We start from the raw sequence: 13,033 nt of genomic DNA, 5'->3' as shown, positions 1-13,033 counted from the left end.
CCTCCGGCGCCGGCTGCCGCCCGGCCCTACAGCCACTCGATGTCGTCGAAGCCGCGGTTGATGTATCCACCCTTCGAGAAGGATTCGCCCTCGTAGCCGAAGTGCGGCCACAGATCCTTCTGGTTGTAGAAGGAGACGACGAGATCGCCGCGCACCGCCTGGAAGAACGGCGTGGTCTCGATTTCGCGCAGGATGGCGACACGGTCGTCCTCCCAGCCGAGGCCGCGGTAGCCGCCCGCCCCTGCCCGCGCGTCGAGATCGGCAATGCCCACCTCGATCAGTTCCTTGTGCGCCGGATCCTGGCCCGCCTTCGTGTCGTGGCCCTTCACGGCGATCGCATAGAAGCGGTCGGGGATCGTATCGTGCGGGTAGATGTCGCGGGCGAGCTTGATCAGGGTCGCCATCGTGTCCGGCTTCAGCGCCGTCGTCTCCACGCCCCAGGCGCGATCCGGGCTGATCACCGCACTGCCGGTGATAACGAGCGCGGCACCCACCGTGCCGCGCTTGAGAAGCTCGCGCCGGGACAGGCCGGAGGCCGGGCTGCGGCGACGCTCGTAGATCGTGGTCATGTTCGTTCCTCCCATTGCAGTCTGCCCGGCAGCCCTCCTCCGGCCGCCAGGCTGTCTATTTGAACCGGCCGTGGCGCTGCAGCACCTCGATCTTGTAGCCGTCCGGATCGGTGATGAAGAAGAAGCGGGCGAGCAGGCCGCCGTCCCGGTTGAATTCGACGATCTTGCCGGGGGCAAGCCCGAGGTTGCCCATCCGCGCGTGCTCTCCGTCGAGGTCTTCGACGGAGACGGCCAGATGGCCATAGCCGTCGCCGAGCTGATAGGCCTCAGTCCGGCCCTTGTTGATCGTCAGCTCCAGCTCGAATTCGCTCTCAGCATTGCTCAGGTAGAGGAGCGTGAAGGTTTCGAAATCGAGCCTCTCGGCCACATCCAGGCCGAATGCCTTGCGGTAGAAATCCACCGAGCGCCCCTCGTCCAGGACCCGGATCATGGAATGTATCGATTTGGCCACGCTGCCCTTCCCGATGCTTGCAGTCTTGTCTGAAAGGAAGATTGCGCCGGGAAAGGCGGCGACGGGTAGCAGCCGGTTACCGCATGCCAGATTTCTCTCATCTGGAGTAAAATTCGAAGGATTTTGCGCCTGTTCGCCATGGGTTGGACGATTTGACCAAACCCGGCGGCCAACGCATAATCGCTGCCATAAGAACAAGACTGGAGGAGACACCATGTGTGAGGTCTTTGCGGGCCAGGACCCGCAGCGCTATCGCCCCGTCAACCGCTCCGTGCGCATCGGTGGCCATTCCACCAGCATCCAGATCGAGGCGGCCTTCTGGGACCTCATCGACGAGATCGCCGCAAGCCAGGGCCTGTCGACGTCCCGCTTCCTGTCCACGCTCTACGACGAGGCCCTGCTCATCAACGGCTCGGTCTCGAACTTCGCCTCGCTGCTGCGGACGAGCTGTCTGATCTACCTGATGGCCGGGGGCTCCAAGGACGCCGCCGACCGCGCCTTCCGCATGGTCGCCGCCGAGTAGCGCCGGGCGTTCGGAGCGAGCGGCGCGGGCAGGTTAATGGGGACATTGTCGGGAAGACGGTGGTCGGAGTGGAGAGATTTGAAATCGAATATGTTATTGATTTTCAATGATAATATTCGGTTTTTGTAACGTTGTAATGTCCGCAAAATTGATGTCACCAAACGCAAAGCTCGCTGCTACTTGAGGCGTTCGGACAGCGTCATCAGGCATGCCATGAAGCCTCTCCGGGCGTCTGTAGACTTTGTTCGATTTCCATCATTGTCCATCGACGCGACATCAAGTTGTAGGTCTAATTCGATGTCGCTTTCGCCGTTCATTTGATTGAAGCCTATAACAATCTCGCCACGTTCAATTCCAGCTAGGATAATTTCCATCGTGGGCGAAAGGTTGTAAACGGCAAAGAAAGAGCCAGGGGCATCGCTTTCGGTCGCGTTCACAAGTGACGCAATGTTAGATCGAAATTCCCGATCTCGCATGAATAGCCGCGATGGGCTGGAAGGGTTAACTTGAAGCTCAAGTCCAGAATAATCAAGATGGCTTACCGTTAGCTTCTGCATCGCCCCAACATTGGCCCCACCGGGTGCCAATATTCCAAATGAACCAGCTAACTTTAAGAAGCCACCATTTCTATATTTCCAGTCACGCACAAGTGCGTCAAATTCCAGCGTGCAACCTATCAACTGTCCATTTTGAGATTGCGGGCGGAACGCCACACTCTGCGTGCCAACAAGCTTGGTCATCATCAGGGCAATTTCGTCCACCTCGGTCGCAAGCGCGGGCTGCACTGTCGCCGCAAGAACGCAAATAAACAAACCTATGCGCATCCCGCCCTCCCCCTAGTCACGATCTCACTAAAATATTGGCTTTGTCAGAAGTATGCCGAAATAATTTCGATTATCTTCTGAATTCCGGCCTTTGCTGACTCGTCGGCCACCTTTTTCAATAGCCACTGCAGTGCAGGTAAAAGAACACGACGAACCAGCGTCTTGTCAGCCTGCTCAGCCGATATCAAGGTTCTTCCTGCTTCCAGTTCAGCGAGACGCTGACTTGTCTCTGCTCCACCATCGGCAGCCAGTTGATTGTTTCCTCTCAACTCGCGGACTACCGAGGCCATTTCTTCGTCAAGTTCTCGAAACGCTTGCGACAGTGGGTCAATCTTTATGATATTGGCGGCATCTACCCCGTCAGGTGTGGACGAAGAAAAGACAAGATGATTACCCCGATCATCAGTCATAGCGCTTCCGCCATCGTCAACGAGCGCGTAAGGATCTGAATCGGCGATCATTTCGTGCAAGTCTGCGCCCACGTTGTGCGCAATTCCCTCGGCACGCTCAAGTCCATACCCCGTCAACGCATAGCTTCCGGTCCCGCTGAGATCAGTAATCCCTTTAATATAACCCGCGTCAGCCAGTTCCTTAGTAGCGGATGCAATCCAACTTCTTTGAAACCGCTCATGAATCAGTGCCGCTGCACTTTCTGGATCCGCTTGCACATCGGTCGCTGCTTTAACGTGAATCGCGAAATGCAATAGCAACTCGTCCTTGAATTCTCGATAAGAAAGGCTGTTCTTCATTGTCCGTCGATTCAATTTAGCCGTTGGTGAATGCGCATGATACTTGCGGGACAATCCGGCCACAACTAGGGTTTGCGCGTATATTGGGTTAGGTGGAGTGTATGGACGTCAAATCATCACAAGTAACGGGCAACGCCGCCTCGCACTACGCAGCGTGGCAATTGTCCCGCAGAGGCTGGAACGTCATGCTGACTTCCAGAAATGCCAAAGGCAGCGATCTGTTCTGCGCCAACGACAACGAAACAATCTTCTTTGGAGTTCAAAGCAAGGGGCTGACGAAGCGCGATCCGGTCGGGCTTGGCACTGACCTCACCAAATTGCGGTCGGATTGGTGGATCATCACGATCAAGGCCAAAACTGACGCTCCGGTCTGCTTCATCATGACGCTGCAGGAAGTCAAGGAGCTTTGTGTTCATAGCGATCCGGCAAAGAGCCGGATGGGAAAGGCCTCGATCTGGCTTCAACCGTCTGCATATGATCGGCCGCAGTTTAGGGAAGCATGGCATCGATTTACGACATTGTAGCGGCCCGCCGACCTTATCCGGCCGGCTTCGACGGCTATAGGGACGGGTCTCTGCGCTGCGGCGGTCTTAGGTCATCGCGAGCGCCTTCAGTGCCATCGGGGATAATGCGAAGAATGGCACCGATTACAAAGGCGGCAACAGATCCCCAAAACAACCGAGGGTCATACGCGGTTGCACCAAATGCATTGGCTACACCCGATAGCACCCCGCAAGGGCCTCCGATTGTATAGAGGCAATCCAAGGGCAACGGGACGCGAGTTCCCATGAACTGGTTGACCTGCGAGTAGAATGCGCCCCACCAGAGCGCGGAGCCGACTACCCCAACGCCGCCGGCGACGACAAGCAGATTTGAAAGACTTTTAGACACCCTATGCCCTCATTGCTGCCGCAACCTTTGCAAGCACAGGTTAATATCGATTCGCCATCTAATGATACGTCACGCTAAAGCCCGCCGATATTCATCGGCGGGCTTCCAACGGTTCGCGAAGCTCTGTTTTGTTGTCGAGGAAAAGGCAAAGCTCCTTCGGAATCACAAGCCGAGAGAAGTAGCGCCCATCGCGATTGAGAAGATTCTTGACCTTGCCGGCCACTGCAAAATCACCTGTTTTGTAACGAACTTTGTAACAGATGATTGGAAAAAGCCCTTGGAAAATCAACATCTTTTTTGATTTCAACGGCATACGGTGGTCGGAGTGGAGAGATTCGAACTCCCGACCCTCTGGTCCCAAACCAGATGCGCTACCAGGCTGCGCTACACTCCGCCGATCCGTGCTGGCGGAGATACACGCATCCCGCCGTGGCCGCAACTGCAAAAATGGGGCTCCAGGCGCCCGCGCCTTCGACGCCAAGGCCTCCCCGCGCAGGTTCGACCTTGTCGGCTCAGTCGTCGAAGAAGTCTTCCAGGATGACCCGGTTCGTCAGCAGCAGGGACCTGTCCGGCTGGATGACGTAAGTCTCCTGCACCGTCCGGCCGAACTGGTCGGTGAAGCGGTGGTGGAACCAGCTGCCGACCGGCGACTTGGTCAGCTTGGTGCGGGGCTGGCCGCCATAGGTGATGCTCCCGGGGATGGGATCCGGATAGTTCCCGCCGCCTGCGCTCGCCGTGCAGCCGGCAATGCAGAGCGCACCGATGCAGATGAGAGCCGCGACACCCTTCGCCCTTCTGTCTGGACACGTCATCAGATCCACTCCGTTCCAGCTGCGCCCACGCCGCAGCATTGGCCAGCCAAGGCCGCGCCGCGATCCTGCGCATCGCGCGGCGCGGTTGCCACCGGGGCCACTCTTGCCACCCCAATGAAATGGAAACCATTTTCCGGCTGGCAAGGGTAGCCAGGCCGAAACATCCGCCGTTCAGGCCGCCGTTGAATTGCCCCCCGCCTGATGCTATGCACCGCAGCGAAAGCTGCGCGTGTGGCCGGGCACGATCGGCGCGCGTGCATTTGCCGTCGACCGATTCTGCGCTATGGATGTGCAGTCGCCGGTGCGGCGGAAGACAGAACCTATCGGAGCCAGAAGAACCCATGTCCGCGAAGATCTACCGTCCCGCCAAGACCGCCATGCAGTCCGGCCAGGCGAAAACGCATCGCTGGATCCTCGAATTCGATCAGGAGCGCGCCCGCACGATCGATCCGATCATGGGCTATACGAGTTCCGGCGACATGCGCCAGCAGGTCAAGCTGACGTTCGAGACGCGCGAACTCGCCGTCGCCTATGCCGAACGCAATGGCATCGAATACCGCGTCGTCGAACCGCACGACCCGACCCGCAAGAAGGTCGCCTACCCGGACAACTTCCGTTTCAACCGCATGCAGCCCTGGACGCACTGACGGCTGTCTTCGGCCCGGACGGCCCCTTAGCTCAGCTGGATAGAGCAACTGCCTTCTAAGCAGTAGGTCGCAGGTTCAAATCCTGCAGGGGTCGCCACCTAACTACCTGAAATATAAGGGATTTCCCCTCTTCTCCGCTATTCCATTTCTGGCCAGCAGAGGAACGAAAGGGCATCGAAATCCCGGAATAGCTCCTCAAAGTCCCGGAAAAGTCCCGGAATATCCCGGACAGGTTCCGGGCACATTCTCCCCTCGCCCGGTCTATGACGTGCTCCACTCTGGCCTGCCGAGCGTGATTGCGCTCGACTGGCTACCGCCTTCCTGATCCCATGACATGGAAAAGCCCCCGCAGCGGCAAACTGCGAGGGCCGACCGAACCGAGCGGTGGCAACCGCCCGAAACAGGATTGGAATGTTTCGAGTTTAGCCGCCGCTCATTTGCTCCACAAGCGAAATGATGAGGTTGGCGCGTATGATCACCCAGGCAGCGATGTCGAACAAAATTTCTCAACAGTCGCGACATGAGAAGACGCTGAGAAAATCACCCAAATCACCTGAAACTCTAGGCTCCGGTGCTGCCTCGGCGGCAACCGATGTCACGCTCATGAGCAACCCGGAAATGTCGTGTCGCGTTGCTGAGAAAATGGCCCCGACGAGCTGCGGTAGCACTCACCTTGCAGACTGTAATATGCTTTCCCGAATGGAGCTGCGCGCCCGGTACAAGGGCGAGGCGAACACGCATCGCAATATGCTATCCCGACAGAAAACCAGCGGAGCCGTCATCCATCCCGAGTTTCGGGATTTTGTCGGCTTCCTCCGTCATGTTGGACCGATGCCCGCGAAGCAGGCCACTCTCGACCGGATCAACAACGTTGACCCCGAGTATGGTCCCGGCAAAGTCCGCTGGGCCGACAAACGGACGCAGAATAGCAACAAGAGCGATACGCTCGTTTTCCACTACTCCCGCACGAAAGATACTTACACAGCTTCACGCCTCGCCAAGCTACAGGGTGTTTCCCCGAGCACGATCCGCAAACGGTATGAACGAGGCTGGACTGATGACGAGATCATAGAAGGTCATCGTGTCCAGGCTGTCCCGGCTACCGTTTCGACTGTTGCCCCCAAATCCTCAACCCCGACGCTGCAAATATTTGCACGAACAGTACCCGTTGCCGGGACGCTGACAGCGCGAGAGATCCACTTCCAACGCGAGGCGAGCCATTGCCGGTACTGGCGAGAGACCTACGGCGAAGAGCCGCTAATGCCATCCTACGAGGAAATGGTCGCATCGGATGAGGCATTCAGGGACCTTCTGCCCGAAAGGTACGAGCGAAAATTCCGTCAGCACTGGAATAGCCGCCGCCACCACATCATCTTTGAAAATCTAAGCCCGTCGCAACAGGAATACCTCGCGGTGATCGACCCGGAATATGTCGCGACGCTACGAAAGTCAGCAGCCGACGCGGCCGACCTCGTCAGCAAGATTTGACGCCTGAGTACATTTACTATGGGTCATTGTGAGAGATGGCTTTGGGTGGCGGCTTGTCCGTCGGTGCAATTGCCTTGGCCCCCAAAGCCAACGCAAACTTCGTGGTTTCCGCCGCAATTCCCTGCCCAATGATATGAACGCAGAGACAGATATGCTTTAGCTCATCTTTGCCCACAACCAGCTCTTCACCGGCAGAAAAAATCTGCCGGTCGATTTCAATCCGCATCCGGACGGTGCCACCCTTTGGCAGAAGGCGACCGAACATCTCCGCTTCAGGAAGGACCGTCCCATCAGGCTCTTCCAATTCGTATGTTAATCGCAGCCATTTCAGGTCAAACGAACCAGATGCTTCTTCAATGTCGTTTGCTCCCACCACTCCTCTTCGGTGTGCGTAACAGTTTCGCGCTTGGTTTAGCGATTTCAGTATCTCGATGCGCTCACCGGGGATTGGAATGAATTTCTGCAGCTGATCGATTTGATCAGCTATTCCAAGCCGCTCGAAACGGGCGACGGGCATGATCTTTGTTCCATCGCCATAGATCAGGTGTACGTGATAGATCACATCATAAATTCGGAGCAAAAAGATCGAAAAAGTCTCCGTAAGTTCTCGAAATCCGTTTGCGCGTATCCACTTGGCAAACTCGTGGGATACATGGACCTTCTCTTCCTCAGAAAGTTCGTCTTTTACGAGTTTTATCCCAGGCCCTGCTTGAGAAAGGACATGTGAAATAGGGGGATTATTTGCCGCGGCATTTAGGCCAATGCCCATGAATATGTCCGCCCGGCGTATTCCACTGTCCAAAACCTCAACGATTTGATCAAAATTTATTGTCCAAACGGTCGACATAGTACCTCCTCAGTCCGGTATAGGATTGTAGCCACTCCTACGCGTGCGCGCAAAGACTTGCTGCACTTAGAAATTTTGTGATTATTGTTCTGTGTCACGAGCAACAGAGATCGTGGCAATGTGGCCTTTCCGCCGGGACCGACAGACAGAGACAGCAACCGCCCAGGCGGACGAACAGCGTTCGCTTGCCGACCCTGAAAGCTGGCTTGTGGATTTGTTCGGCGCCACACCCGCCCAGGCCGGGATCGCCGTCACCTCGACCAACGCCACCAAGTGCACCGCCGTTCGCGCCGCCGTGGCGGCCCTCTCAGAGGCTTCGGGGCAGTTGCCGCTTCATCTGTTCCGCCGGGGCGAGAACGGCGCCCGTGAGCGCGATACGACCCATCCCGTGGCGGGGCTGCTGGCGGGCACCGTCAACCCTTGGACGACCAGCCAGCAACTCCGCGAACAGCTCGTGCGCGATGCCCTGCTGGCAGGCAACGGTTTCTGCCAGATCGTCCGTGACGGCACGGGCAAGGCTCGTGAGCTTCACCGCCTCGTGCCCACCGCCGTTCAGGTGGAAGCCGATAGCGTCAACGGCGAACCCGTCTACCGTGTCACACTCAAGAACGGCGTCCGCTATTTCCCGTTCACCGATATCATTCACCTTCGCGCCGGCATTGCCTCCGATGGCGTAAGTGGCGTCTCCCCGGTGCAGGAGGCTCGCGAGGCCATCGCCCTGGCACTCGTGATGGAACGCCATGCCGCGAAGCTGTTCGGCCGTGGAGCACGTCCCTCTGGCCTGTTGAAGTTCCCGAACAAGCTTGGCAGCGACACCGCCAGCCGGATCAAAGCCTCTTGGCAAGCGGCGCACGCTGGCGAAAACAGCGGCGGGACTGCCGTGCTCGAAGAAGGCGGCGACTTCCAAAGCCTCACACTGAATTCGGTCGACACCCAATTCCTCGAACTCCGCAAATTTGCCGTGGAGGAGATCGCCCGCGCCTTCCGCGTCTCCCCCGTGCTGATCCAGGACTTCGGCCGCGCCACGTGGAGCAACAGCTCCGAGATGGGCCGGCAGTTCCTGCAGTACAGCCTTGAGCCGTGGCTTTCCCGCATCGAAGGTGAATTCGCCCTCAAGCTGCTGAGCGCGGATGAGCGTGCGGAACTGTTCATCGAGTTCGAAACCGATGCCCTGACAGCGTCCGACACCGCGGCGCGCGCCACGGCTTACTCGCAGTTCCGCAGTGCCGGCGTTTACACCGCCAACGAACTCCGCAGGCGTGAAAACCTGCAGCCGCTCCCAGGTGGCGACACGCTCGCAAACCCTTTCACAACTTCTGGCAAGGCAGGAGGCGCCACCAATGAGTGACGCCCCGAAGCACACCGCCTTTTTTGGAGACGCTGATCGCGCGTTCGCGCTGCCGGCGGAGATGATTGCCGAACTGGAGCGCAAGACCGGCCGCGGCATCGGCGGCCTTTCCCGTGATTTGATCCGCGGAGAGTTCCGGCACGTCGAAGTTCTTGAGACGATCCGCCTCGCACTGATCGGCGGCGGGGAGGCCCCGGAAGCCGCGGCGGCGCTCATCGCCGCCTACGCCGCAAACGCTCCGGTGATGACGACCTACCCCCTCGCTGTCGCGATCCTCGAAACCGTCTACTTCGGAAAGGCCACCACCGATGCGGAATGATTTGGTGCAAATAATTGCACGCGGGGACGCCCCCGAAAAACGCAACGGTTTCGTTTCTGGCGATGCTGCCGATTTCGAGGCTCGCTTCACGACACCGACCGACACGGGAGAAATCGAGGGCACTGCCGTCCGCTTCGGAGTGATCGACACCTACCGCACCGAGTTTGCGGCGGAAGCCTTCCGCGGGCTGGAAGGTCGCACGATCCCGATGCTCTGGAGCCACGATCCTTCGGCCGTCATTGGCTCGTGGAGCGCCTTCCAGATCCGCACCGATGGCATGACCGCGAAGGGCAAGCTCAATCTCGCCGTGGCGAAGGCTCTGGAAGTCCGTTCGCTGCTCCAGGCTGGCGACATCTCCGGTCTCAGCGTTGGCTTCTCCACCGTGAAAGATGAGCGCCGCGCCAATGGCGTCCGCCGGATCATCGAAGCCCGCCTCCACGAGATTTCGATCGTCGCATTCCCGGCCGTGCCCGGCTCCGGGATCACCAAAGTCCGATTTTCCGAAACAGGCCGCGAGAGCGCAGCGGCCTTCATTCACGCATGCCGGAAGGCCCAACGCGCTCTTGAAAGGAAGTGATCAATGACGAAACATGAAACCATCGAAGTCCGTTCGGCCTTGCCGATTGAGACCCGCAACGAGAACACCGACCCGTTGGCAGCTGCAACGGCAGCCGTTGCCGAACTGGAGCGCGCGGCCGAACAGCGCCACACCGCCCACCAGACGGAAGTTCGCGGGCTGACCGAACGTCTCGCCCAGTTGGAGACGAGGCTTTCGCGCCCTGGCACCCAGACCGAAAACAAGAATGAGCCGAACGAAGAGCAGCGCGCATTTGGCGTCTACCTTCGCCGTGGCGAACGTGGGATGACGGCAGACGAAACCCGCGCCATGACCGCGGCCACCGACACCGCCGGCGGCTTCCTTGTGCCGGAAACCTTCGTCGCGGAACTCCTCCGCAACGTCGTGCAGTTCAGCCCGGTCCGTGCCTATGCCCGCGTCATGTCGATTGCCGGCGCTGACGTGACCCTCCCGAAGCGCACCGGCACCATGTCGGCCGTCTGGGTAGGCGAGACTGCCGACCGTACCGGCACCCAGCCCACCTATGGCGATATCAAGCTCACCCCCTATGAAGCGGCCTGCTTCATCGACGTCAGCAATCAGCTCTTGGAGGATGCCGCCCTCAATATCTCCTCCGAGCTGTCCTTCGACGCCGCGGAAGAATTCGGGCGCCTGGAAGGTGCCGCCTTCGTTTCCGGCGATGGCGTCGGCAAGCCGAAGGGCATTCTTGCCGAAACCACGATCGGCACCGTCATCACCGGCCACGCTTCGACGCTGGGAAGCGCTCCGGCCGACAAGATGATCGATGCCTTCTACGCCCTGCCGGCCGCCTACCGGGCCAATGCGACGTGGGGCATGAACTCCACGACCCTGGCCACCGTCCGCAAGCTCAAGGACAGCCAAGGAAACTTCCTGTGGCAGCCCGGCCTTGTCGCTGGCCAGCCTGACACGATCTTGGGCCGGCCGGTGGCTGAGCTTCCCGACATGCCCGACGTTGCCGCCGCCTCGACCCCGATCGTCCTGGGCGACTTCTCGCAGGGCTATCGCATCGTGGACCGCGTATCGCTGGCGCTCCTCCGCGACCCGTACAGCCTTGCCACGAAGGGCCAGACCCGGTTCCACCTTCGCCGTCGCGTTGGCGGTGGCGTCGTCAAGGCCGAAGCCTTCAAGCTGATCAAGGTCGCAGCTTCGTAACTCAGGCAGCAATCGGTGGGGCCATCAAAAGCCCCGCCTTCTGACCTTCCGAGCAATCACCGAAAAGGATCACCCCGATGGGTATCACGACAGCAGCTAACTCGAAATTCGGCATCGGCACGACCCTTGCCGCCACGACCGCCGCGGAGTTCGCGGAAGACGCTTTCGTCGACGTCGCCAACATCCAAGACCTGGGCGAAGCCGGCTCCACGGCCGAAATCAACACCGGGAAATTCGTCGATCAGGCCTACGTCCGCAAGCTCAAGGGGAGCCGCGATAACGGCAGCATGACCCTCGTCGTCGGCCGTGACAGCGCCGATCCGGGCTATGCCGCACTGATCGCTGCGGAGAAGACGAGCTTCGCCTACAACTTCAAGGTCGAGCTGAACGACAAGCCCGCGGCCGGCGCCTCTCCGAAGAACAGCGTGTTCTATTTCCGGGCAATCGTTGCCAGCGCCCGCAATCAGTTCGGCGGGGCCGACGACCTCGTCACCACGACCTTCGAACTCGCCATTTCCGGGCCGATCATCGAAGTCCTGGCGTCTGCCACGTAAGCGAGACGCCCCATGTCCATGGTCGCGGATGACATCGTACTATCGATCGGCGGCGAACAAGAGATCCTTGTGCCCTCGCTACGTCATGCTATGCGTCTGGAACGCCGTGAAGGTGGCCTCCAACTGCTGGCCCGCGACATCATGGACGGAAGCCTCACGGCCGCCAAAGACATCCTCGTGCTCCATGTCGGCGATTATGAAATGCTGCCGGCACAGATCCTCAGTGTCGATCCCGATGAGCTGAAAACCGCCCTGATGCGCTTCGTCATGCAATGCGCTGCTGTCGACCCGGCAGACGCGCCCAGCAAGGCCAGCACACCGGACAGGCCGGCCAAGTCCGTCCCCTTCTCCTTCTTCCTTCTCGACCTCTACCGCAAGGGCACCGGATGGCTGGGCTGGACGCCTGATGACACCCTCGACGCCACGCCCTTGCAGATCGTCCGGGCCATGGAAGGGCGGATGGAAATGCTTCGCGCCATCTACGGCTCCCCCGATCAGCCCGAGAAGAAGGCGGAGAAACAGCCCTGGGACAGCAAAGTCCGATCCATCTTCAATGGCATCGGCACCGTGGTGGAGGAGGCATAATGCCCTATCGCGCGCCCAGCATTCGCATATGCGGCTGCATCCTCACCACCGGCAGCAAATGCCAGCACAGCATAGCAGCAGATCGGGCCCGCAAGGCCCGTTTTGATCAGCAGCGTCCGAATGCCAGCGCCCGCGGATACGATAGCAAATGGAAACAAGCGCGTGCTGCCTACCTCGCCCAGCATCCTCTTTGCGTGAAGTGCGGACAGCCGGCCACCGTTGTGGATCATAAGACCCCGCACAAAGGCGATACGAAACTCTTTTGGAGCCGCTCCAACTGGCAAGGCCTCTGCGCCCATCACCACAACTCGACTAAGCAATCGGAGGAGAAGCGCCGATGACCGCTGTATCGTTCAAAGAAGCGCTGAGGCTTGGCCTCGACCTCCGCAGCTATCTGGGCTTCGAAGGTGCACCGAAGGCTCACTCGATCATCCTCTACGCCTCCAACACCCGGATCAGCTTTCGGGGCCAACAGTTGAACATATCCGAATGGTCAAAACTGACAGGCATTCCCATCGATCCCCTTAAGGAACGGCTCCGTCAAGGATGGCCCATCGAACGCGCACTGACCGAGCCTGTCGTGTCCAATGTCGAGCGCGCTCTCCGTGCCCGCAATCGCCGTGTCATCCGCAGGATATCAATCGAGTTCCGCCCTTTGCGGGAGGCACGCCGATGA

The 13,033-nt window shown here is 59.3% G+C and carries 19 protein-coding genes and 2 tRNA genes; 13 read left to right on the top strand and 8 right to left on the bottom strand.

The annotated features are described in order from the left end of the window. Positions 1-26: 26 nt before the first annotated feature. Both LQK81_RS24645 and LQK81_RS24640 read right to left on the bottom strand, forming a co-directional pair. Positions 27-569 carry a twin-arginine translocation signal domain-containing protein gene (locus tag LQK81_RS24645; RefSeq protein WP_230809065.1) on the bottom strand — a complete coding sequence of 181 codons (543 nt, stop codon included), beginning with the start codon at positions 567-569 and terminating at the stop codon, positions 27-29. A gap of 55 nt (positions 570-624) precedes the next feature. After that, a complete protein-coding gene (locus LQK81_RS24640) occupies positions 625-1,020 on the bottom strand; it encodes a VOC family protein (protein WP_230809064.1) in 396 nt (131 codons plus the stop codon). Between the two features lie 214 nt (positions 1,021-1,234). Between LQK81_RS24640 and LQK81_RS24635 the strand changes: the two genes are divergently transcribed. Continuing rightward, positions 1,235-1,543, top strand: a complete 309-nt coding sequence (locus tag LQK81_RS24635; RefSeq protein WP_230809063.1) for a ribbon-helix-helix domain-containing protein — start codon at positions 1,235-1,237, stop codon at positions 1,541-1,543. Between the two features lie 176 nt (positions 1,544-1,719). Here LQK81_RS24635 and LQK81_RS24630 read toward each other — a convergent pair whose 3' ends face one another. After that, positions 1,720-2,367 carry a hypothetical protein gene (locus LQK81_RS24630; protein ID WP_230809062.1) on the bottom strand — a complete coding sequence of 216 codons (648 nt, stop codon included), beginning with the start codon at positions 2,365-2,367 and terminating at the stop codon, positions 1,720-1,722. A gap of 44 nt (positions 2,368-2,411) precedes the next feature. Continuing rightward, a complete protein-coding gene (locus tag LQK81_RS24625; RefSeq protein WP_230809061.1) occupies positions 2,412-3,116 on the bottom strand; it encodes a hypothetical protein in 705 nt (234 codons plus the stop codon). Between the two features lie 101 nt (positions 3,117-3,217). On the opposite strand from LQK81_RS24625, the gene LQK81_RS24620 reads away from it, so the two are divergent. Further along, on the top strand, positions 3,218-3,640 hold the full coding sequence (locus LQK81_RS24620; RefSeq protein ID WP_230809060.1) for a hypothetical protein: 423 nt from the start codon (positions 3,218-3,220) through the stop codon (positions 3,638-3,640). 458 nt (positions 3,641-4,098) lie between these two features. Here LQK81_RS24620 and LQK81_RS24615 read toward each other — a convergent pair whose 3' ends face one another. From LQK81_RS24615 to LQK81_RS24605, 3 genes are all read right to left on the bottom strand, one after another. Next, positions 4,099-4,299, bottom strand: a complete 201-nt coding sequence (locus tag LQK81_RS24615) for a hypothetical protein (RefSeq protein WP_230809059.1) — start codon at positions 4,297-4,299, stop codon at positions 4,099-4,101. Between the two features lie 25 nt (positions 4,300-4,324). Continuing rightward, positions 4,325-4,401 (bottom strand) — tRNA-Pro (locus tag LQK81_RS24610). Positions 4,402-4,519: 118 nt separating this feature from the next. After that, a complete protein-coding gene (locus LQK81_RS24605; protein WP_230809058.1) occupies positions 4,520-4,819 on the bottom strand; it encodes a hypothetical protein in 300 nt (99 codons plus the stop codon). A gap of 341 nt (positions 4,820-5,160) precedes the next feature. Between LQK81_RS24605 and LQK81_RS24600 the strand changes: the two genes are divergently transcribed. The 3 genes from LQK81_RS24600 to LQK81_RS24590 all read left to right on the top strand — a co-directional run bounded on the left by LQK81_RS24600 (position 5,161) and on the right by LQK81_RS24590 (position 6,954). Beyond that, entirely contained in the window at positions 5,161-5,466 is a 306-nt protein-coding gene (locus LQK81_RS24600) for an ETC complex I subunit (protein ID WP_112598966.1), read from the top strand. Positions 5,467-5,486: 20 nt separating this feature from the next. Further along, positions 5,487-5,563, top strand: a tRNA-Arg gene (locus tag LQK81_RS24595). Between the two features lie 374 nt (positions 5,564-5,937). Further along, complete coding sequence (locus tag LQK81_RS24590) at positions 5,938-6,954, top strand: hypothetical protein (RefSeq protein ID WP_230809057.1); 1,017 nt, start codon at positions 5,938-5,940, stop codon at positions 6,952-6,954. 16 nt (positions 6,955-6,970) lie between these two features. Here the strand turns inward: LQK81_RS24590 and LQK81_RS24585 are convergent, their stop codons facing one another. Continuing rightward, entirely contained in the window at positions 6,971-7,801 is an 831-nt protein-coding gene (locus LQK81_RS24585; RefSeq protein WP_230809056.1) for a hypothetical protein, read from the bottom strand. A 118-nt stretch (positions 7,802-7,919) separates the two neighbouring features. On the opposite strand from LQK81_RS24585, the gene LQK81_RS24580 reads away from it, so the two are divergent. From LQK81_RS24580 to LQK81_RS24545, 8 genes are all read left to right on the top strand, one after another. Beyond that, a complete protein-coding gene (locus LQK81_RS24580) occupies positions 7,920-9,149 on the top strand; it encodes a phage portal protein (protein WP_230809055.1) in 1,230 nt (409 codons plus the stop codon). Continuing rightward, positions 9,142-9,468: a gene transfer agent family protein gene (locus tag LQK81_RS24575; protein WP_230809054.1), complete on the top strand. Its 327-nt coding sequence runs from the start codon at positions 9,142-9,144 to the stop codon at positions 9,466-9,468. Before LQK81_RS24580 ends, LQK81_RS24575 begins: the two co-directional genes overlap by 8 nt. Beyond that, on the top strand, positions 9,458-10,045 hold the full coding sequence (locus tag LQK81_RS24570; RefSeq protein ID WP_230809053.1) for an HK97 family phage prohead protease: 588 nt from the start codon (positions 9,458-9,460) through the stop codon (positions 10,043-10,045). The genes LQK81_RS24575 and LQK81_RS24570 overlap by 11 nt, the downstream gene beginning before the upstream one ends. Before the next feature lie 3 nt (positions 10,046-10,048). Further along, complete coding sequence (locus tag LQK81_RS24565) at positions 10,049-11,218, top strand: phage major capsid protein (RefSeq protein ID WP_230809052.1); 1,170 nt, start codon at positions 10,049-10,051, stop codon at positions 11,216-11,218. Positions 11,219-11,295: 77 nt separating this feature from the next. Continuing rightward, positions 11,296-11,772, top strand: a complete 477-nt coding sequence (locus LQK81_RS24560; RefSeq protein WP_230809051.1) for a hypothetical protein — start codon at positions 11,296-11,298, stop codon at positions 11,770-11,772. Positions 11,773-11,784: 12 nt separating this feature from the next. Beyond that, the gene (locus LQK81_RS24555) at positions 11,785-12,357 is read left to right on the top strand and encodes a hypothetical protein (protein WP_230809050.1); all 573 of its coding nucleotides are present in this window, start codon (positions 11,785-11,787) and stop codon (positions 12,355-12,357) included. Next, positions 12,357-12,698, top strand: coding sequence for an HNH endonuclease signature motif containing protein (locus tag LQK81_RS24550; RefSeq protein ID WP_230809049.1), 342 nt, complete (start codon positions 12,357-12,359; stop codon positions 12,696-12,698). The genes LQK81_RS24555 and LQK81_RS24550 overlap by 1 nt, the downstream gene beginning before the upstream one ends. Beyond that, positions 12,695-13,033: a hypothetical protein gene (locus LQK81_RS24545; protein ID WP_230809048.1), complete on the top strand. Its 339-nt coding sequence runs from the start codon at positions 12,695-12,697 to the stop codon at positions 13,031-13,033. Before LQK81_RS24550 ends, LQK81_RS24545 begins: the two co-directional genes overlap by 4 nt.

It is taken from the genome of Rhizobium sp. GN54, from assembly GCF_021026345.1.
Classification (GTDB): Bacteria; Pseudomonadota; Alphaproteobacteria; order Rhizobiales; family Rhizobiaceae; genus Mycoplana.
This window is presented reverse-complemented; position numbering and strand designations above follow the sequence as displayed.